We start from the raw sequence: 21057 nt of genomic DNA on the forward strand, positions 1-21057 counted from the left end.
CCGCTGCTTTTTTATTTATAGCACTATTTCCATCTCGTACTGCGACAGGTAATCCGTTAACCCTGCCTGCTGCAGGAACCTGTTTATTTCAGGGAAATGCTCATCGATATTTATGATGCTCACTGCGGCGCCCATGAACTGATCGGAGGCATACTGCAGCAAAGCGCTTCCTACACCTCTTCTGCGAAACTCCGGGTGCACGGCTATATTCCTGATCCTCCGGGTATCTTTATGCACACTGATAAATCCGGCTGTATGCCCGTCCACCACCGCTTCCCAGGTAGTGGTAAACGGCGCTTCCCGCTGTATGCTGCTGACCGTATTAGACCAGGTGGGGACCATATCCATAAAAGTGGCCAGCAGGGGCCAGTCGGGCGTTCTGTTTTCTTTTATGGAGATGCCTGCCGGGTTTTTATGCGTATGTATATTTCCCTTGAAAGAATGGATGGTACGGGTTTTATGAAACCCGGTATTCGTATATGCCTTGATGGCGGGAAGATTCGTGCTGATCACCTCCAGGGTAATTTTATGGATGCCCTGCGCCTGGTATACCGGTATAAACTGGTCGTACATTTTTTGCACCAGGTGCTGCCCGCGGTACTCCGGGATAATACCGGTTCCGCCATTGTATAGTGCGGTGGGGTGCACTTTATTGTTTACAGCATGTAAAATGAAACCGCCAAGTGTATTGCCGGCAAAGGCGCCGATAGAATAATCCCGCAGGATATTTTCACCCTGCATCTTTTGTTCCAGTATGGAAGGCGTAAGATGCAACGGTACTATATAGTCGCTGAAAGCAGCATTGAAGGTGTCGCAGAGGCCGGGCGTGGATACGTTCTGAAGTGTACGGAAATCATGGATATAGATCATAACAGAATGGGTATGTCGCCAATATTAACAAGGATTGACGACATACCATCCCGGAATTTTATGAGCGGAAAAATTACTGTAATTCTATGCTGACATTGATCCATTCGGGATCAAATTTATCGGTATATTTTTGGTAGAAATTAATGGCAGGTTTGTTCCATTCCAGCACCTGGAATACAATACCGCTGAACTGTTTTTCTTTTGCTTCGATCATCAGCTGGTCGAACAATAATTTCCCGATGCCTTTGCCCCGCCATTTTTCGGTAACAATGATATCTTCCAGGTACATCCGGCAGCCTTTCCAGGTAGAGTAGCGTATATAGTAAAGGGCAAACCCATGAATTATTTCCTGGCCGTTGACTACAGTGCTGGCCACAAATGCCTTCCATACCGGGTTCGGGCCAAAACCGGCTTCTTCAAAATGTTCCTGGCTTACCGTTACCTGCTCCGGCGCTTTTTCATATGCTGCCAGCTCGCGGATCAGCTCCATCAGCCGTGCACTGTCTTCTTTTCGTGCAACCCTTAACGTTATATCTTCCATATCTCAGTATATTAACCAAAAATAATCAAAATTTTAAGTTCCCTGCCGGCCTGTTAGGATAAAAGTGGATGCAAATATCTATGGTTAAAATGACGAACAATATTGTAATTTGTAGGTTGTTTAGGCGAAAATGGCATTAATTGCTCCTTACATGAAAAATATGCTCGCGCATTATACCGCTTACAACAGCTGGGCGAATCAACAGCTGGCAAAGGGATTGATTAAATTAACAGATGAACAGCTGGACAGGGAGCTGGGGGGCGGTTTTTCGACCCTGCGTAATACCGTTTATCACATCTGGCATATGGAAAGTCTCTGGTATCAGCGTTTGCAGCTCACCGAAAAGACAACAGATCCCACTGCAGGTTTCAGCGGCAGTTTTGCGGATGCCTGCGCTGCCTGGCTTTCACAGTCGGCCTTGCTGGAACAATGGGTGGAAAAAGCCAGCCAGGTAAGGCTGAACCATACGATTGCATATACCCTCAAAAAAAGCGAACATTATAAAATAGCTGTACAGGATGCGGTAATAGAGGTATGTAGTAATAGTACCTTTTACCGTGGACAACTGGTATATATGTTAGGGATATTAGGAGTGGGTAAAATACCGGCCACGGAATACAGTCGTTTTAAGCCAAAAAAATAATCCGGTTTTATTATTTTTGATAGATTTTCCGCCGTTTAAAATTCCTATATGAATGCTGCTTCTTTTTATGCGAAGGCCCCGAAACACCTGGTGGCAGTGGATTGTATCATCTTTGGATTTGATGAAGGCCGCCTGAAATTATTGATCATGCAACGGAAGGTAGCGCCTATGGCCGGTGAATGGTCGCTGGTAGGCGGCTTTGTGCAGGAAGAGGAAAGCACTGATGAAGCGGCAGCCCGTGTACTGGCATATACCACCGGGCTGGACAATATTTACATGAACCAGCTGCATTGCTATGGCAATGTAGGCCGCGATACCGGCGCCAGGGTGATATCCGTTGCCTACTATGCCCTGATCCGTATTAAAAATCATGATAAGCCACTGGCCCGCGAACATGGAGCCCACTGGCTGGAACTGCACGAAATCCCTGAACTGATCTTCGATCATGGTAAAATGATTGAAGACGCGCTGGCGGCACTCCGGAACAACGCACAGTTCCACCCCATAGGTTTTGAACTGCTGCCGGAGAAATTCACTCTCTCCCAACTGAGAAGCCTCTATGAGGAAATATACCGCAAAACCCTTGATAAACGTAACTTCCGTAAGAAGATCCTGTCGCTGGATGTAATGGAAAAACTGGAGGAAAAAGACAAAACCTCTTCTAAAAAAGGAGCTCACCTCTACCGGTTTGATCCGGAAAAATATGAAGCCCTGAAACGCAAGGGACTGGTCTTCGAAATCTAACCGGGAAAATGAACAAAATGGATGAAAGCAGGGACTGTAAATAAAATTATTTTACAGACCGTTGATTCCCCATTATGTCATGTTTACGCCGTATGGGCCTGTATGTCCTGCTTTTTATTCCGCAGGCTTTGTTCGCCCAGCATAATGATATTATAGCTATTAAGAATGCGTTACCACGGATAACGGACAGTGCGAACTATGCAGACGCATTGAACAGGCTATCAACGCTCTATCTGCCCCGGCAGCTCGATAGCAGTGGCGTATACGCCAAACGCGCCAAGGAGCTGTCGGAGCGTATCGGCTACAACAAAGGGCAATGCGACGCCCTGCGCGGTATGGGCCGGTATTATGCCCTGCGCCCGCACCGGTATCTCTCCTTTCTTTTCTATGACAACGCCCTGGCTGCCTGCCGCGCTGCGGGCGACTCCGCAGGGGTTGCGGTTTCACTGATGAATATCGGCACCTTTTACCAGTACCAGCAGCAGCACGCGGAAGCACAGCGTTATATTAACCGGGCGCTGAAAGTGACCTGGGATATGGGCCTGGATTCCCTGCGGGCGTGGGTGCTCGCCAGTTATTATGTTATTAATGAATCAGACTCCCTGGCACTGCCCACGGCTCAGAAGGGACTGCAGCAGGCCATCTCCCTCGCTTACAGGTATCACGATGAACTGGGGATCCTGTACACCCGATTATTCACCGCTAATGAACAGCTGCGCGCAGGAGAAGTAAAAAAAGCAGAAGAAAACCTGAAAAGTGTAATAGCTGCGGCCGATAGCGCCGGTCTTAATTATATAGCCATGTATGCCTGTCTCCAGTTAACAGGCTACCGCATCTGGCAGCAACAGGCGGATTCCTTTCAATACCAGCGCCAATCGGTGAATTATGCGGTGGCCGGTGGTTATACCGGCTTAATACTGCCCGTGATCACAAGCCTGTATAACAGGTACCGGCAATCGGGCGACTCCGGCTACAGCCGCCTGGCCCTCAGCGTAATGATGCAGCAACAGGAGGATATGCAGGCCGGGGAAGCAGATTATTTGTCCTATGCTTTTGGCGATGAATGGCTGGACTCCCTGCAACAGCAAAACCAATCACAGAAACAACAGCTGGCAATGAATAAAGCGGCCAATCATTTCTGGTATTACCAGCTGCTGATCATCGCCGCCATCGCTGTTTTGCTGGTTATCCTCGTAATATATTTTGTGCGCGCCTACCGCCTCTCCCGGAAAAATACCGCCAGTATGGCCGCCCTGCAGGAGGAGATCCGGCTGGGTAATAATGCCCTCCGGGATAGCGACGATTTTAAAAATAAACTGATTTCCATGATAGCGCATGATTTCAGAACACCGCTACATAACATCGTTAATATTACCGGGTTTATAGATGAAAAATCGCTCACTGTCAGTGAAGCTGCCAATATGATCTCCGAAGTGGAACATACTGCCGCAGGCACCCTGGTTATTTTTGAGGAAATACTGCGGTGGATCCGTACCCAGTTGTCAGGGTTTGTATACCGCCCGGAAATATTCCCGCTGGAAGAAATGATCAGCAATACGGTAAAAACCCTGCAACACCTGATCACCGGGAAAGAGCTCCGGATAATAATGGATATCCCGGCAAACACCACCGTTGCGGCCGACTATGAAATGTTACAGTTTATCCACCGGAATTTTTTACATAACGCTATTAAATTTTCCCCGGATAATGGGTTAATAACGGTGAAGGCTACACGCAACAATGGCTGGATCACCGTTGCCTTCACAGACGAAGGTTCGGGAATAGATGCCGCCATGCTCCCGTATCTTTTTACCTGGAACCGCAACGCTATTGAAGGAGAACGCGCCGGTAAAGGCGCAGGGCTTGCGCTTATCATCTGTAAAGATTTTATTGATAAAATGAACGGAAGAATAAATGCAGAGAATAATGCCGATGAAGGCAGCACCTTTTACTACCAGTTGCCGGGGTGACCAGGAAAAAATATGACGCACCGCATCCGATATCTGTATGATAAATATATACGCACCGCCGGCATACTGGCGGTGGTATTGCTATGTACAACACAGCGTGCCGCTGCCCAGAAGCCCCAGCTGCCGGAGTTGTTGCGGGAGTTGTCTGTTCAGCGCGACAGTATTGCCCGTATTGATATCCTGGGTAAGCTCGGTGCGTTGTATATGATGATCAACCTCGACAGCAGCTTTACCTATGCCATCAGGGAACAGGAAATGGCGGAAAGATACCAGTATAAAAAAGGACTGGCAGATGCTTTTGACATAATGAGCTTCTGTTATGCCCTGAGAACAGATTTTAATATTGCCGGTATTTACGGCTATAGGGCGTTGCAGCTTCACAAGGCTGTGGGCGACAGCGCCCGCATCGCCAAAACGCTCAGCAACCTCTATCTCTACTACCGGAATATGGGACGCCCGGAAGATGCCAATAATTATTTTTATGAAGCCTTCCATATGGCAGCCAGGTTGCCGGCGTCGCAAGACTCCGTGTACAGTATCCTGCTGGTAAATTACGCCATGCGTTTTTACCGGGACAGCACCCGTAAGGACTCCGTACTATGGGCGCTGAAAACTGCGGCAGGTATCAGCCGGAAATATCCTTACAGCAGGCTGCCGCTTTATATTGACGCCTATGCTGCTGATACATTGGTAATACAGGGAAGGGGGAAAGAGGCGGAAGCCAGGATCAATCAACTGGCGGAGGCTGCCCTGCAGAAGGGATTGCCCTATGTGGCAATGGATATTTATAACCGCCTGGAAGATTATAAGCGACTGGGTTATCGTACAGACTCCACCCGCTACCGGGAGCTGTCTTATGAGCTGGCTAAAAAAGCCGGTTGCATTGAGCTGAACCTGTCTACGCTTGCAGGGTTATACGACTACTACCGGCAACAGCGGAATACAGCAAAAACAGGCTACTACAGCAGGGAAATAATGCGGCTGGCGGCGCAGCACCGCTATCAGCAGGAAAAGGACCCTGTTAATTATATCGCTTTCTTTTTAAAGGAACAGTCGCTGCAACAGCTGGCCCGTAACAACCAGCGGCAGCAGCAGGAGCTGGAACATGTGCAGCTGCGCAGAAAGCAAAGCCAGTTTATTATAGGAGGGCTGTTTATTATTGTGATCCTTTTATTCATCCTGCTTTACAGCCGGCATCGGCAATACCTGGCCTGGAAAAGACAGGAGCAGGCATTATCCGACAGTTACACCGGTGTGGCCCTAAAGAATATAGCCCTGCGGGCAAATGACGAATTCAAGAATAAGCTGATCAGTATTATTACCAACGACTTCCGCGAGCCATTACAATATATTTCGGCTGCAGCGCTGCAACTGCGGAACCAGGGCGCAAGCCAGGCGGAAATGACGGCTTCGGTCAGGGAAATTGCCAGGGTGTCGGCTAATACGTTAAGCATATTTGACAACATCTTAAAATGGATCCGTATGCAGTTATCGGGGTTTACCTACCAGGGAAAGCCCAGTTTACTGAATGATACTGTTGATCAGGCGTTGAAACAGATGAGGCCCGTCATAAAGGAAAAAGGACTGGTGGTGGTTAACCTGCTGCCCGCCGGGTGTTGGGTGATGGCCGACCAGGAGATGCTCAAAGGGGCCCAGCTCCACCTGTTGCGGCTTTCCGTACAGTATGCGCAACCAGGCAGCCTGCTGGTATTGTCGGCCTGGAATAAAGAAGGGACAGTGTATGTGCGCATCATTGCAGATGCCGGCGCTGGCGCTGGTGATATTCTGGAGCGCCTTTCCGGCTGGCAGGATATGAATGCCCTTAGCTTTGCCATCACGCGCGACTTTATGGATAAAATGAAAGGCGGCCTGCAGGTTGCCGCCAGTGAAGAGAGGTACCTGGCGTTTACCGGTATGCTGGAAGAGGTTAAAACAGGAACGGATAACAGCCGCGAATGATCGTTGCTGTTATCCGTTCTAATATTGTTCCAGGTATACTTATTTACCGGATTTATCGCCGTCGTACGCCCATTTAATGTAGTTGGCGCCCCAGGTAAATCCGCCGCCGAAAGCAGCCATCATCACATTATCTCCTTTTTTCAGCAGCTTCTCGTAATCCCACAGGCATAAAGGAATGGTACCTGCGGTAGTATTGCCATAACGGTGAATATTCATCATTACTTTTTCATCCGGCACATTGATGTATTGGGAGGTAGCAGCAATGATACGTTTATTTGCCTGGTGAGGAACCAGCCACGCAATATCGTCTGCAGTAAGGTTATTACGTTCCATTACATCTTTCGCTGCCTCCGCCATGTTGGAAACAGCATATTTAAACACCATTTTACCTTCCTGGTATACATAGTGCTCACGGTTATTCACTGTTTCAATGGTGGCCGGTTTTACAGATCCACCGGCTTTCATGTGCAGGTATTCGCGGCCATGACCATCGCTTTTCAGGATGCTGTCTATTAAGCCATAGCCCTCTGTATTGGGTTCCAGCAGTACGCCGCCGGCGCCATCTCCAAAAATAATACAGGTGGTTCTGTCGGTATAATCAATGATAGAGCTCATTTTATCGGCCCCAATGATCATTACTTTGGAGTAACGGCCACTTTCAATGAACCGCGCACCGGTTTCCAGGGCATATAAAAAACCGGAGCAGGCAGCGCTGATATCAAAACCAAAGGCGTTTTTTGCACCGATTTTGTCGGTTACCACGTTGGCGGTAGCCGGAAAAGTCATGTCCGGGGTTACGGTGGCCACAATCAGCAGGTCAATTTCTTCCGGGGAAATTCCTCTTTTTTTGCAGATTTCCAGTGCTACAGGAACACACAGATCAGAGGTGCCTTTCCCTTCTCCCTTCAATATCCTTCTCTCTGAAATGCCCGTCCGGGTTATTATCCAGTCGTTCGTTGTATCTACTAATTTCTCTAATTCCTGGTTGGTTAGCACGTAATCGGGAACATATCCACCCACCGCTGTAATAGCGGCCGTTATTTTATTCATATAAACTAAATATGTGTTTAAAACGAGGCGTAAAAATACGATATAAACGTATATTTCCTAAAAAAGTCGCATATGACAAATATTAGGGATTGCCAATCCGTTAAAAGTTAGCATCTTTGCCCCGGTTTTCCCGAATACATTATTAATCAATTTCCAAAAGTTTAATAAATTTACTGAACCTTTACCTCGTCGTATGATTGCTTATCTGAATGGAAAATTAGCATATAAGTCGCCCGCTCTTGTTCATATGGATGTGAATGGAATCGGTTATGAAGTACAGATCAGCCTTAACACATATTCCCGGATACAGGGTATGGAGAGTTGTAAACTGTTAACCTTCCTCCAGATTAAAGAAGATGCGCACACCTTATATGGCTTCTTTGAAGAAGCGGAAAGAAGCCTTTTCCTGCTGCTGATCAGTGTTTCAGGGGTGGGGGCCAGCACTGCGCGCATGATGTTGTCTTCCCTTCAGCCGGAAGATATACAACGCGCTATCATGATGGAAAACGAGAAAATGCTGGAAAGCGTAAAGGGAATCGGTGCGAAAACAGCCAAAAGAATAATTCTGGAGCTTAAAGATAAACTGAAGAAACACAAGGATACCGGTATACATTTATCTGCAACTGTGAACAATACAATCCACGAAGATGCGTTAAATGCTCTGATAACTCTGGGGATAGCCCGGAGTATGGCAGAATCGTCTATCCAGAAAGTCCTGAAAAGTGAGCCGCTATTGCAAAATTTGGAAGAACTGATAAAGAAGGCTCTGAAAACGTTATAAGAAGAAGTAAATAAAAATCCTCTATAAAACCTATTTTTCTTGGCAAGAAAGACATACTATGGTGCTTTTGTGGTGATAGCAATTGTATCCTTTATCATTGTTGACACTGCCGCTAGGGATCGTTCTGGGAATCTGAAATTATCGAGAAGTAGATGGCATCCGGATACCACCATTACTCCTCAAACCAAAATCGATACTACCGGGAAAAAAGATACCTTGAAATACCCCCTTCAAGACAGACGCGGCCCCAAAATAACGGATCAGGGGTCAGGGAACGCTATTGACCTTAAAGATCCTTCCAACATCAATAAGTCAGTAGAATACGACCCGGTTACGAAACAATATACCGTCACAGAAAAAATAGGGAACCAGTACTACCGGAATCCTACCTATATGAACTTCGACGAGTTCTATAAGCTGCAATCCAAACAAAGTGAACAGGACTACTGGCAGAAAAGAGCCAGCGCCCTCGGTAACCTGAACCAGCGCGCCAACGGACCTGCCCTGTATAACGGCAACAACCTGTTCGACCGTATTTTCGGCGGCAGCAAAGTAGATATCCGCCCCCAGGGTAGCCTGGATCTTACCTTTGGATACCAGGGCCAGAATATCAAGAACCCCGTACTGGTAGAACAGGCCAGGAAAAACGGCGGTTTCAATTTCGATATGGGGATCAATATGAACGTGGTTGGTAAAATCGGGGATAAACTGAAACTGATCACTAATTATAATACCGCGTCGCAGTTCGACTTTGAAAACCAGGTGAAGCTGGAGTACACCGGCTACAACGATGAAATTATCAAGAAAATTGAAGCAGGTAACGTGAGCTTCCCCCTGCGCAGTACCCTTATTTCTGGTATCCAGTCGCTCTTCGGGGTGAAAACCCAGCTGCAGTTCGGCCGCTTAACCGTTACCAGTGTGCTCTCCAACCAGAAATCGCAGAAGCAGAACCTCATGCTCAAAGGTGGTACACAGGTGCAGGACTACAACCTCAGGGCCGATGAATATGAAGATAACCGGCACTTCCTCCTGGCGCAATACTTCCGCGACAACTTTAATACCGCTATGTCTAACCTGCCGGTAATTAAATCGCTGGTCAATATCACCAGGCTGGAAGTATGGGTCACCAATAAAACCGGGGCCACCACACAAACCCGTGATATCGTTGGTTTGATGGACCTGGCAGAACAGGACCCCTACAATAAAAGGGATATCAATGTACTCACCAGCTCCAAACTGCCCGACAGGGGAACCAACGACCTCTATTCAAAACTGATCAGCGACCCGGCCAGCCGTAATACGGGAACAGTAGTGAGCCGCCTCCTGAATATAGGCCTGCAGCCGGTATCGGAGTTCGAGAAAACATTTGCCCGTAAGCTCGATTCCACTGAATACATCTACAACCGCCAGCTGGGTTTCATCTCCCTTAACCAACAGTTACAACCAGATGAAGTACTGGCTGTAGCTTACCAGTACACCTACAACGGAAGGGTGTACCAGGTGGGTGAGTTTTCCCAGGATGTGCCCCCGGATCAGAACAACAGCGCCAACCAGCCGGTTTTGTTCCTCAAATTGCTGAAAGCCACTTCCGCCCGTCCTACCCTTCCGGTATGGGACCTCATGATGAAGAATATATATGCCACGGGCGCCTTCCAGGTAAATAAGGAAGACTTCCGCATGGATGTATACTATAAAGATCCGGGCGCGGAAGGGCGCCCTCCCAGCGATAAACGGTATATCCCCGATGCCAAAGGCGATTACGCCGGTGCACCGATCATTACTATTCTCAACCTCGACCGCCTCAACAACCAGCTGGATCCTCAGCCCGATGGGGTGTTCGATTACGTGGAAGGCTATACGATCAACTCCCTTACCGGTAAGATCATGTTCCCCGTGCTGGAACCATTCGCGGATGGATTGAAAAAAGCCTTTAACGGCGATGCCGCCCTGGAAAAACAATATCTCTATAACGTATTATACGACTCCATTAAAGTAGTGGCGCAGCAGTTCCCCCAACTGAACCGCTATGTGATCAGGGGATCCTATAAATCGGCCAGCAGCTCCGAGATCAACCTCGGTTCCGGTACCACCATTCCGCCGGGATCAGTAGTGGTAACCGCCGGCGGTCAGCAGCTCCGCGAAAATGTGGATTATATCATCGACTATAACCTTGGCAGGCTGAAAATTATCAATGGAGGTGTGCTCAATTCCGGCGTACCTATCAATGTACAGTTTGAAAATAACTCCCTCTTCGGGCAACAGGTCCGGAACTATTTTGGTACCCGCCTGGATTACCTCGTGAATGATAAGCTGAGCCTCGGTGGTACGGTAGTGCGCATGAGCGAAAGACCCTATTACCAGAAAGTGAACTATGGGGAAGATCCCATCAAAAATACCATGGTGGGCCTGGATGCAAACTATGCCTCCGAATGGAAAGGCCTCAACCGCTTCCTGGATAAATTACCCAACTACACCAGTTCATCTCCTTCCAATATCCTGTTCACCGGTGAGGTAGCCCGCCTGTTCCCGGGCCATAGTAAACTGGTGAATGAACCCGGCAGCAGGAGCGGTACCGCTTATATCGACGACTTTGAAGGCGTGAAAAGTGGCTATGACCTGAAGTTCCCGGCTACCAGCTGGGCGCTCGCCTCCACGCCAAAAGGCGCTACAGACGCCAGTGGCAGGGTGATGTTCCCGGAAGCAGAATTGAATAATATACTGGATTACGGAAAAAACAGGGCAAAACTGGCCTGGTATATTATAGAACCTACCCTCCAGTTACCCAAGTCACCCAACCTGCCTCCGGGTATTTCTGTAGATGACCAGTCGGACCCCCGCGTAAGGCTGGTATACCAGAAAGAAGTATTTAAAAACAGGTCTACCGACTTCGGCCAAAGCCAGCTGAGCACCCTCGACCTGGCTTACTATCCAACAGAAAGAGGGCCATATAACTTTACCAATACCCCAATGGCCATGGACAACAACGGCCACCTGAGCCGTCCGCAGGCTAAGTGGGGTGGTATTATGAGGGCCATTGATAACAGCGACTTTGAAACAGCCAATATAGAATACATCGAATTCTGGATACAGGATCCTTTTATCAAACAGCCTAACAGCACCGGCGGTTCCCTGTATTTCAACCTGGGTAACGTATCGGAAGATATCCTCAAAGATTCTAAAAAATTCTTTGAAAACGGTATGCCCGATCCCCGCCAGGACCCGAATAAGATCGATTCATCCAAATGGGGCCGTGTACCTAAATTCCAGCAGCAGATCACCCAGGCCTTTGACAATGATCCTAATATCCGCAACTACCAGGATGTGGGATACGATGGCTTGAAGTCGCAGGATGAAGCCGCCTTCTTCAAAGGTTATATGGATACGCTGCGTCAGAACTTTGGCGGAAGCCCGGTGTATAACCGCGCGCTCCAGGATCCGGCGAATGATGATTATAAACACTACCGCGACCCGGTATATAATGGTCTGAGCATCCTGCAACGCTATAAGAACTACAGCAACCCGGAAGGCAACTCCCCCGTGTCTGATCCGAAATCACAGTTCTCTTCCGCAGCTACCAATATTCCTGAATCAGAAGACCTGAACAGGGATAACACCATGAATGAAACAGAAGAATATTTCCAGTACAGGGTAGATCTGAAACCCAACATGGCGGTAGGCTCCAACTTCATTGTGGATAAAATAGAAGCGGATGTAACATTGCCCAATAATCAGAAAACAACTGAAACCTGGTACCAGTTCAAAGTACCGCTGAACCAGTTCAACGCCAAAATTGGTAACATACCGGATTTCAAATCCATCCGCTTCATGCGTATGTTCCTTACCAATTTCAGCGATTCCATCGTGGTGCGTTTTGGTAAACTGGAGCTGGTGCGCAACCAGTGGCGCCGTTACCTGTATGAGCTGCGTCCCGGCGATCCTATTCCATTGGATAATACCACTACCTTTAATTCTTCTGCTGTAAATATTGAGGAAAATTCTTCCCGTACACCTATTCCATATGTGTTGCCACCTGGAGTAGTACGGCAAAATACCATCAGCACCAACAATACTACCCTGCAGCTGAATGAACAGTCATTGTCTGTTCAGCTCTGTAACCTGAAGGATGGCGAAATGCGCGCCATGTACAAAACGTTGAATATGGATCTGCGCCAGTATAAAAAACTGCAGATGTTTATCCACGCGGAGGCAGTAGGTACCGCCACCTCGCTGAAAGACGGGCAGATACAGGCAGTGATCCGTATTGGTAGCGACTTTGTAAGCAACTACTACGAATATCGCATCCCGCTGAAAGTTACAGACTGGAATGGTCCTAAAACAGCGCTCGATATCTGGCCGGAACGTAATAACCTCGACCTCCTGATGTCGCAGCTCAGCACCCTGAAACAGCAACGCAATATGTGCGATTCCTGTTCCCCGCTGTTGCCTTACCCCGCTAACCCCGTGGCCGATCAGTACGGAAACTTTATGACGGTAGTAGGTAACCCAAGCCTGGGGGATGCCCGCACCATGATGATAGGTATCCAGAATCCCAAAGACGATGGACAGCCCCGCTGCGCGGAAGTATGGCTGGATGAACTGCGCCTCACCGATTTTGATGAAAAAGGCGGATACGCTGCTTTGGCAAGGGTAGACGTTCAGCTGTCGGACCTGGGATCTATTTCCATTTCAGGTAACATGCATACGGCAGGTTTTGGAAATATCGACCAGCGCGTAAACGAACGGTTCAGGGATAATTTCCTGCAATACGATGCCGCCGCCAATCTCGACCTGGGTAAACTGCTGCCAAAGAAAGCAGGGATCTCCATTCCGGTATATGCCGGTTACTCACAATCGGCCAGTAATCCGGAATACGATCCTTATGACCTGGATATAAAACTGAAAGATAAAATTGCCCTCGCCAGGAGCAGGCGGGAGAAAGATTCTATCCGTCGCGATGCACAGGATTTCACCTCCATCAAAAGCCTGAACTTTACTAACGTCCGTAAACTCAACCTGGGCGGCGGTGGCAAACGGCACCTGTGGGATATAGAAAACTTTGACATCAGCTATTCCTTCTCACAGATCCTGCGCCATAACCCCATTATTCAAAGCGATGTGCTCACCAAGCACAGGGGAGGCCTGGGGTACAATTTCGCCGGTCAGCCGCATTACCTGGAGCCGTTTAAAAAACTGATCAAAAGTAAAACGCACTGGCTTGATCTCATACGTGATTTCAATGTTAACTATGTGCCTTCTATCCTGAGTTTCAGGGCAGATGTTTCCCGGCAGTTTGGCGCCACCCGCGTGCGTAACGTAGGCGGTGATGTGAAATACCAGCTCCCGGAAACCTATAACAAATACTTTACGTTCGACCGCTACTATACCGTTAAATGGGATCTGACACGAAGCATCAACTTTGAATTCAATGCGGTGAATAATGCCCGTATCGATGAGCCCAACGGGCGTATTGATAACTCGGCGAAGAAAGATACCGTGCGCCGCAACTTCTTCAAAGGCGGGCGTAATACCAACTACATGCACAACGCCAACTTCACGTACACATTGCCTACGGCGAAGTTCCCGGCACTGAGCTGGACCAACATCGCGTTTGGCTACAGTACAGAATACCGCTGGACTGGCGCCTCCCAGCTGGCTTTGTATCTTGGTAATGCTATCGAAAACTCCCAGCAGAAAACGCTGACGGCAGAATTCAAATTCGTGGAGCTTTATAATAAATCGAAATTCCTCCGCGATGTAAATGCCAGGAAGCCGCAAAACAACAACCAGAATAGTAATAACAAAAATAACAACGGTAACCAGTCGAACCAGAACCAGACCGCTTCTTCCGATGAAATTTCACCCTGGGTGAAAGGATTGCTGAAGCCACTGATGATGCTGAAAAGGATCGGGTTTAACTTCAATGAAAACGCTGGTACCCGTTTACCTGGTTATATAGACAGTACCAAGATCATTGGTATGAACTGGGCCACCATGGCGCCGGGCCTGAACTTCGTATTCGGTTATCAGCCGGACCGGAAATGGTTTGACAAGTTTGCACAGAAAGGGCTTATTACGCCGGATACGCTATTTAACGTCCAGGCGCAACAACAATTTACACAACGTTGGGATTTACAGGCCCAGCTGGAACCGATCAATGATCTGCGCATTGATCTGACCATGACCAAGTCGTTTACCAAAACACATACGGAACTGTTCAAAAATCTTACAGATCCGGCCAACTTCCAGCACCTGAGCCCATATGATGCCGGTGGTTTTGAAATTACCTATATCGCTATCAAAACCATGTTTGGTAAGATCAATACCTCGGATGGTATTTCACAGACCTTCCGCAACTTTGAATCGTACCGTAACGCGATTTCAAAACGGCTGGGCGCAGCGAATCCCTATAATAAGGATCCGGGCGTTCCATCCGGCGATCCTAAAGATCCAACTTATGCATACGGTTATACCCGGTACGCGCAGGATGTGCTGATACCAGCCTTCCTGGCGGCCTACACAGGTTCCAGCCCGGATAAGATATCGCTGCTGAAACAGGGCAATGATAATGTGAAGAGCAATCCTTTCAGCAATTATATTCCAAAACCTAACTGGAGCCTCACTTATAACGGGTTAACCAAGCTGGAGCCATTCCGCTCCTTCCTGACTAATTTTACTATCAGGCACGCCTATACGGGAACGCTGAGCATGAGCTCTTACAATACATCCATGTATTTTGAAGATCCGCGCCTCACGGGCTACCCGGCGTTCAGGGATACCATCTCCGGGAATTACTATCCATACTTTATGGTGCCTAACCTTACGCTCACAGAGTCCTTCTCCCCGTTACTGGGTGTAGACCTTACTTTTGTGAACAGTCTGAATGCAAGAGTGGAATTCAGGAAGAGCCGCTCCCTCAGTTTGAGCCTTATCGATTACCAGCTCACAGAAGTGCGTTCCAGCGAAATCATTATCGGCGCGGGTTATCGCGTAAGAGGCGTTCAGTTACCATTCTCTTTCAGCAGGAATGGCGGCAAAAAACTGCAGAACGATATGAACTTCCGGCTGGACCTCAGTTTCCGGGACGATAAAACAGCCAATAACCGCCTGGATGCCGACCTGGCTATTCCTACCAGCGGCCAGAAGGTAGTGGGCATCTCGCCATCTATCGATTACGTAGTAAATAACAGGTTGAATCTTAGATTCTTCTACGACCGCAGGCAAACCATCCCGGTAATTTCCACCGCATACCCGATTACCAGCACCAGTGGAGGTATTACCTTCCGGTTTGTATTGTCGCAATAGCGAATAAATATATATAACGGATTTATAGTTAGATGAACAACGGCATAAACTGTCCCGTTTGTCTAACTATAAATCCGTTTTTTCATAACAGGGGATTGATAATTATTTACTAGGTTTGCGGCGTGAAAGGGTTTGGGATCATATGCATATTTCTGGGTCTGCTGTTGCAAAACTTCAGCAGGAGCGTGATTTTCGTGCAGTTTAAAGTGAACCAGTCCTACATCGCCAGTGTGCTTTGTGAAAATAAGAACAAACCTGAAATGCACTGTAATGGTCGCTGTCATCTTAAAAAGGAGCTCGACAGGGATGCGCAGCAGGACAAAAACAACAGCACCGGGAAAGATAAATATGAGGTGATGTTTGTAGAAACCTTACCCTCTTTCCACACTACGCCCCCCATTGATCAATCCGTTTTTAACGCTAATTATAAGGCTCCCCGCCTTCATTCACTGGCCCTCTCCGTTTTTCACCCACCCCAGCTGGTAGTAGCCTGATTTTTGAAACTTATACTACCTGACCAACCCCGTCCGCTAGCAGCGAACGGTATAATGACGTACATACATGAAACAATGTTGTTTACTCCTCATTGCATGCATAGCCGTGGCAAACAGTTATGCGCAGCAGATACATGGGCGTGTGGCAGATGCTCAAACCAAAGAAGCACTGCCTGGCGTGAATGTAAGGCTATTGCACGCGGCCGCCGGGTGTAATACCAATGCACAGGGGAAATATGAATTAACAGCTGCTGAAGCAGACTCCATAGAAATATCATACGTAGGATATGTTCCTATACAATTGCCTGTTGATGCAGCGGCAAAAACACCGGTGATTTACCTGCGGCAAAGCACTACCAGCCTGAATGAGATCATCGTTTCTTCTTCGCGCGACAAGCAGCAGCGCTCTGAAGCGCCGGTAGCCATCAGTACTATCTCCGCCCAAACGCTGAGTGAAACCAAAGCCACTACACTGGACAGGGTACTGAATAAAGTAAGCGGCGTATACATGGTGGACCTGGGCAACGAACAGCATACCATGGCCATCCGCCAGCCTATAGGGTATAAAAGCCTTTTCCTTTACCTGGAAGATGGTATTCCCATCAGAACCATCGGCGACTTTAATCACAATGCCCTGATTGAAATTAATATGGCCGCACTAAAATCCGTGGAGGTGATCCGCGGGCCTGCTTCCTCCTTGTATGGCAGTGAAGCGGTAGGCGGCGCCGTTAATTTTATTACGGCCTCCCCAACACTGGTGCCTACCGCCAGGATCCAGCTGGAAGGCAGTAACTGGGGATACAAAAGAACAGATTTCAGTGTATCCAACACCGTGAAAAAAGTAGGCTTTGCCGTAAGCGGTTACTACGCCAACCAGACCAATGGTTATATGGATCATAGCGATTTTCATAAGCTGGCGCTCACCGCAAAAGTGGAATACCAGGTAAATGAAAAGAACAAATGGACCAACGCCGCTACACTGATCAATTATAAAACAGATCAGACCGGTGGGCTCGACAGCGCCCATTTCTTTGCAAAAGATTACCGCAATTTTCAAACATTTACCTATCGTGAAGTAAAGGCGTTGCGGGTGCGCAGCACGCTGGAACATGAATGGGATCACAGTAACCATACTACCTTTACTGCCTTCTTCCGTAATAATACCATCGGGCAAAATCCCTTCTATGCTATTAAAGACATAAGAGGAACACTGAAAGCAAACGGGCAAATCAACAGTGATGGCTTCAACAGTTATGGCATTATTGCGCAGCATAAAAAACAGTTCAACTGGAAACAGGCAGCGCTCATTGCCGGTATTAGTGCTGATTACAGCCCCGCTACCTATGTAGCTAATTATATAGATATTACGAAAGATGCTGCCGGTTACTACGCCGGTTATCGTAATACGGATTCCCTGCTCACAGATTACCGCGTGGGATTGCTGAACAGTGCCGTGTACACACAGTTTGAATTTTCCCCGTTACCGGAAATGAGAGTAGTAGCGGCTGTACGTTACGACCGTATGGATTATAATTTTGAAAACCATCTCACGCCTTCTGCATATACCGGTGCGCCCAGTGAACGGAATAATTTTAACGCCGTTACACCTAAGCTGGGGCTCACCTACAACCTCGGTAACAATCGCGGGCTGTATGCAAATTATAGTGTTGGATTTGCGCCGCCTAATATTTCAGAATTGTATTCCGGTGTAAAAGTGCCGGTACTGAAATCTGCTACCTACCAGAACTATGAAGCAGGCGGCTGGTTTGCATTTGCAAAGGAAAAAGGATATGCCGATCTGAGCATTTACCGTATGAATGGCAGTAACGAAATTATCAGTGTGAGAAATGCCGATGGCGTGTATGAAAACCGGAATACCGGCGCTACTACCCACAGCGGCGTAGAGTGGAATATTAAGTATACGCCGCTGCGAAGTGTTTTTGTGCGCACCAGTGGCACCTACGCAGAACATCTTTTTAAAGCTTATTCAGATGGAAGTAAGGTGTATAACGATAACCAGATGAGCGGCGCCCCTAAGTGGATCGCCAATACAGAGATCACCTGGAAGCCTTTATTCCTGACCGGTTTCAGGATAGGTGCAGAATGGCAGCATATCAGCAAATACTATATGGATCCTGCCAACACTTCCTTATATAACGGGTACGATTTGTTTAACGCCAGGGTAGGATACACTTACAAAGGATTTGAATGCTGGCTCAACTGCATGAATATAGGCGATCAGTTGTATGCCACCACAGCAGAAAAATCTGCCTATGGCAAAACATACAGGGTAGGCCCGCGTCAGACTTTCAACTTAGGCGTGGCGTATACATTTACCGGGAAAAAATAAACAGATGAAACAGGCAGCAGTATGGATAATAATGATGATGGTATTTGTGGCATGCAGGCCACGCACGTTGCAACCAGGTAAAGCGCTGGTTATATCGCATGCCGGAAAGGATGCCTCCTGTCCGTATATCACAAAAGATACAGAAGGTCGCCCTGTAGTGAGCTGGGTGGAAACAAACAAAGGTGGAGATACCGGGTTGATGTATTATGCAGTATCTAACGATGATGGTTATACGTTTTCTGAACCACTGGCCATTCCTTCTTCTTCAGGTGTATACCCGCATGATGAAAATTTACCGAAGCTGTTGTTTAAACCCGGTGGCACTGTGATTGCGCTCTTTGGAATAGAAGCCAATGACCCGCGGAATAAGTACGCAGGTAAAGTGATGTATACACAGTCGTTTGATAACGGCAAAACATGGCAGGCCGCTGTGCCTATGGTTACGGATACTGCCGGGTACGACCAACGGTATTTTGATATGGCGCTGCTGCCGGGAGGGGAAGCCGCCGCCATCTGGCTGGATAACAGGAAGGATACCAGTGCAGAAGGTTCCACCCTTTACTTTGCCACCACGCATGACCGCAGCGGTTTTCAAAACGCGGTTCCCGTGGCGTCCACTATCTGCCAGTGCTGCCGCACTAAAATGTATGTAGCAGGAAACGGGGATATCCATTTGGCTTACCGTGATATCATCAACGATTCTATCCGCGATATGGTACACCAGGTATCTGCCGATGGAGGCCGTACTTTTTCCAAACCGGTGCGTATCAGTGCCGATAACTGGGTAGTGAACGGCTGTCCGCATACAGGGCCAACACTGACTGCCAACAGTAAAGGATTGCACTTTGCATGGTTTACAATGGGCGGCGGACAAGGCGCTTTTTATTGCCGGTCGGAAGATAACGGTAACACCTATACGCAAAAGGAATCATTGAGCAAATCGCCCATGGCAAAGCACCCGCAAATGACTACCATAGCAGACCAGATCCTGGTAGTATGGGACGAACCGGTAAAGTGGAAAAATGATTTTAACAGCAGGGTTGGTTTTCAGTATAAAGCAGCAGATGGTAAAACAAAAGAGGCAGGAGTCCTTACTTCTGACAGCACTTATGCTAATTTCCCGGTGATCAGTGCAGTAAAGCCCGATAAGGCATTGGTGGCTTATAAGAGAAGAGCGGGAGATAAAAGTGAGGTGGTGATAAACCTGTTAAGCATGCCGTAACATAATTTTGGGATTTAGCCATTTGTTCCCGGTATGAAAGGAATCAAATAACTAAATCCCAAAATTCAAAACCTTGTTTCAGCTGTAACCCAATGAAAAGCCTTTTTGTCCGGCCCAGTCTTTACGCGATGATGCCCAGCGGCCATAATTGCCTTTCCGGGAATTACCGAAATAAAAGCGCCATCCTTCTTTCCACCGGGGATAGTACAGACGCAGCAAATACATAGTCATAAATGTAAGCATAGGGATAGGTTTTCATGATCAGGATAGTCCGGCATAGATCTTCTGTGTTAATATCCACAGAAAATATATAAATGTTTCCAAATATAAAAACTATCTCCCGGCGATGAAATCACACCTATGTGTTATTTTTTATCTATGTAATAAGCGTTGGCCTGTTGTAAAGGCGTCAATACCAGGTCGTTGATACAAACATGCGGCGGGAGTGAGGTGCAGTAGTATACTACGTCTGCCACATCCTGGGCGCTAAGGGGAATGAACCCTTTATACACCTCTTTGGCTTTATCTTCATCTCCTTTAAATCTTACCAGCGAAAATTCAGTTTCCGCCGCACCGGGATGAATAGCGGTTACTTTTATCCGGTAGGGGAGCAGATCAATGCGCATGCCCTGGGAAATAGCGTCTACCGCCGCTTTGGTGGCACAGTACACATTGCCTTTGGCATATACCAGTTTGGCGGCAGTGGAACCGATATTGATAATATGTCCGGTAGTCCGGGAACGCATCCATGGAATAACGGTGCGCGACACATACAGCAATCCTTTTACGTTGGTGTCTATCATGGCATCCCAGTCATCTGTATTGCCTTCATCAATGGTGTTTAAACCGGCAGCAAGACCCGCATTATTCACAAGGATGTCAATTTTGCGCCAATCTTCCGGAATAGTGCCTAAAACAGCTTTTACTTCTTCTTCTTTTCTCACATCAAAATTCAATGCCAGCACATTGATACCAAATTCCTGCGTTAGCTGGGTTTGTAATGCTTCGAGCCTTTCTTTCCGGCGACCGGTGATAATCACATCATAACCCTTACCGGCATAAGTGGTAGCGCAAGCCTGGCCAAAACCGGCAGTAGCGCCGGTGATAAGAACAATTCCCATGAGCGGTTAT

14 protein-coding genes are annotated in these 21057 nt (G+C 47.8%); 9 read left to right on the forward strand and 5 right to left on the reverse strand.

All coding sequences use genetic code 11. From position 1 onward, the window contains the following. Positions 1-15 precede the first annotated feature (15 nt). Entirely contained in the window at positions 16-870 is an 855-nt protein-coding gene (locus VIM72_RS29835) for a GNAT family N-acetyltransferase (RefSeq protein ID WP_332006455.1), read from the reverse strand. A gap of 73 nt (positions 871-943) precedes the next feature. Continuing rightward, positions 944-1411 (reverse strand): GNAT family N-acetyltransferase, encoded by a 468-nt coding sequence (locus VIM72_RS29840; RefSeq protein ID WP_332006456.1) that lies wholly within the window; start codon positions 1409-1411, stop codon positions 944-946. A 151-nt stretch (positions 1412-1562) separates the two neighbouring features. On the opposite strand from VIM72_RS29840, the gene VIM72_RS29845 reads away from it, so the two are divergent. From VIM72_RS29845 to VIM72_RS29860, 4 genes are all read left to right on the forward strand, one after another. Further along, complete coding sequence (locus VIM72_RS29845; protein ID WP_332006457.1) at positions 1563-2054, forward strand: DinB family protein; 492 nt, start codon at positions 1563-1565, stop codon at positions 2052-2054. Between the two features lie 48 nt (positions 2055-2102). Beyond that, entirely contained in the window at positions 2103-2798 is a 696-nt protein-coding gene (locus tag VIM72_RS29850; RefSeq protein WP_332006458.1) for an NUDIX hydrolase, read from the forward strand. Positions 2799-2872: 74 nt separating this feature from the next. Continuing rightward, the gene (locus VIM72_RS29855) at positions 2873-4768 is read left to right on the forward strand and encodes a HAMP domain-containing sensor histidine kinase (protein WP_332006459.1); all 1896 of its coding nucleotides are present in this window, start codon (positions 2873-2875) and stop codon (positions 4766-4768) included. A gap of 12 nt (positions 4769-4780) precedes the next feature. Then, positions 4781-6727, forward strand: a complete 1947-nt coding sequence (locus VIM72_RS29860; protein ID WP_332006460.1) for a hypothetical protein — start codon at positions 4781-4783, stop codon at positions 6725-6727. Between the two features lie 39 nt (positions 6728-6766). On the opposite strand, the gene VIM72_RS29865 is transcribed toward VIM72_RS29860, so the two are convergent. Further along, complete coding sequence (locus VIM72_RS29865; protein ID WP_332006461.1) at positions 6767-7777, reverse strand: beta-ketoacyl-ACP synthase III; 1011 nt, start codon at positions 7775-7777, stop codon at positions 6767-6769. 193 nt (positions 7778-7970) lie between these two features. On the opposite strand from VIM72_RS29865, the gene ruvA reads away from it, so the two are divergent. The 5 genes from ruvA (at position 7971) to VIM72_RS29890 (ending at position 19926) form a co-directional block, all read left to right on the forward strand. Next, complete coding sequence (ruvA, locus tag VIM72_RS29870; RefSeq protein ID WP_332006462.1) at positions 7971-8558, forward strand: Holliday junction branch migration protein RuvA; 588 nt, start codon at positions 7971-7973, stop codon at positions 8556-8558. 39 nt (positions 8559-8597) lie between these two features. Next, positions 8598-15860 carry a cell surface protein SprA gene (gene sprA, locus VIM72_RS29875; protein ID WP_332006463.1) on the forward strand — a complete coding sequence of 2421 codons (7263 nt, stop codon included), beginning with the start codon at positions 8598-8600 and terminating at the stop codon, positions 15858-15860. Between the two features lie 185 nt (positions 15861-16045). Next, positions 16046-16354 (forward strand): hypothetical protein, encoded by a 309-nt coding sequence (locus tag VIM72_RS29880; protein WP_332006464.1) that lies wholly within the window; start codon positions 16046-16048, stop codon positions 16352-16354. A gap of 67 nt (positions 16355-16421) precedes the next feature. Then, positions 16422-18704: a TonB-dependent receptor gene (locus tag VIM72_RS29885; protein ID WP_332006465.1), complete on the forward strand. Its 2283-nt coding sequence runs from the start codon at positions 16422-16424 to the stop codon at positions 18702-18704. A gap of 4 nt (positions 18705-18708) precedes the next feature. After that, entirely contained in the window at positions 18709-19926 is a 1218-nt protein-coding gene (locus VIM72_RS29890; RefSeq protein ID WP_332006466.1) for a sialidase family protein, read from the forward strand. Positions 19927-20004: 78 nt separating this feature from the next. Here VIM72_RS29890 and VIM72_RS29895 read toward each other — a convergent pair whose 3' ends face one another. Both VIM72_RS29895 and VIM72_RS29900 read right to left on the reverse strand, forming a co-directional pair. Continuing rightward, positions 20005-20169, reverse strand: coding sequence for a hypothetical protein (locus tag VIM72_RS29895; RefSeq protein ID WP_185937097.1), 165 nt, complete (start codon positions 20167-20169; stop codon positions 20005-20007). 122 nt (positions 20170-20291) lie between these two features. After that, entirely contained in the window at positions 20292-21047 is a 756-nt protein-coding gene (locus tag VIM72_RS29900; RefSeq protein WP_325642962.1) for an SDR family NAD(P)-dependent oxidoreductase, read from the reverse strand. Positions 21048-21057 lie beyond the last annotated feature (10 nt).

This window comes from Chitinophaga sp. (genome assembly GCF_036569185.1).
In the GTDB taxonomy this organism is placed as follows: Bacteria; Bacteroidota; Bacteroidia; order Chitinophagales; family Chitinophagaceae; genus Chitinophaga.

Bases quoted from the DNA above. Each gene is read 5' to 3' on its own strand.
- VIM72_RS29900 (WP_325642962.1), bottom strand. From the start codon at position 21,047: ATGGGAATTGTTCTTATCACCGGCGCTACTGCCGGTTTTGGCCAGGCT.
- VIM72_RS29865 (WP_332006461.1), bottom strand. From the start codon at position 7,777: ATGAATAAAATAACGGCCGCTATTACAGCGGTGGGTGGATATGTTCCC.
- VIM72_RS29840 (WP_332006456.1), bottom strand. From the start codon at position 1,411: ATGGAAGATATAACGTTAAGGGTTGCACGAAAAGAAGACAGTGCACGG.
- VIM72_RS29885 (WP_332006465.1), top strand. From the start codon at position 16,422: ATGAAACAATGTTGTTTACTCCTCATTGCATGCATAGCCGTGGCAAAC.
- VIM72_RS29850 (WP_332006458.1), top strand. From the start codon at position 2,103: ATGAATGCTGCTTCTTTTTATGCGAAGGCCCCGAAACACCTGGTGGCA.
- VIM72_RS29855 (WP_332006459.1), top strand. From the start codon at position 2,873: ATGTCATGTTTACGCCGTATGGGCCTGTATGTCCTGCTTTTTATTCCG.
- ruvA (WP_332006462.1), top strand. From the start codon at position 7,971: ATGATTGCTTATCTGAATGGAAAATTAGCATATAAGTCGCCCGCTCTT.
- VIM72_RS29835 (WP_332006455.1), bottom strand. From the start codon at position 870: ATGATCTATATCCATGATTTCCGTACACTTCAGAACGTATCCACGCCC.
- VIM72_RS29895 (WP_185937097.1), bottom strand. From the start codon at position 20,169: ATGCTTACATTTATGACTATGTATTTGCTGCGTCTGTACTATCCCCGG.
- VIM72_RS29845 (WP_332006457.1), top strand. From the start codon at position 1,563: ATGAAAAATATGCTCGCGCATTATACCGCTTACAACAGCTGGGCGAAT.
- VIM72_RS29890 (WP_332006466.1), top strand. From the start codon at position 18,709: ATGAAACAGGCAGCAGTATGGATAATAATGATGATGGTATTTGTGGCA.
- VIM72_RS29860 (WP_332006460.1), top strand. From the start codon at position 4,781: ATGACGCACCGCATCCGATATCTGTATGATAAATATATACGCACCGCC.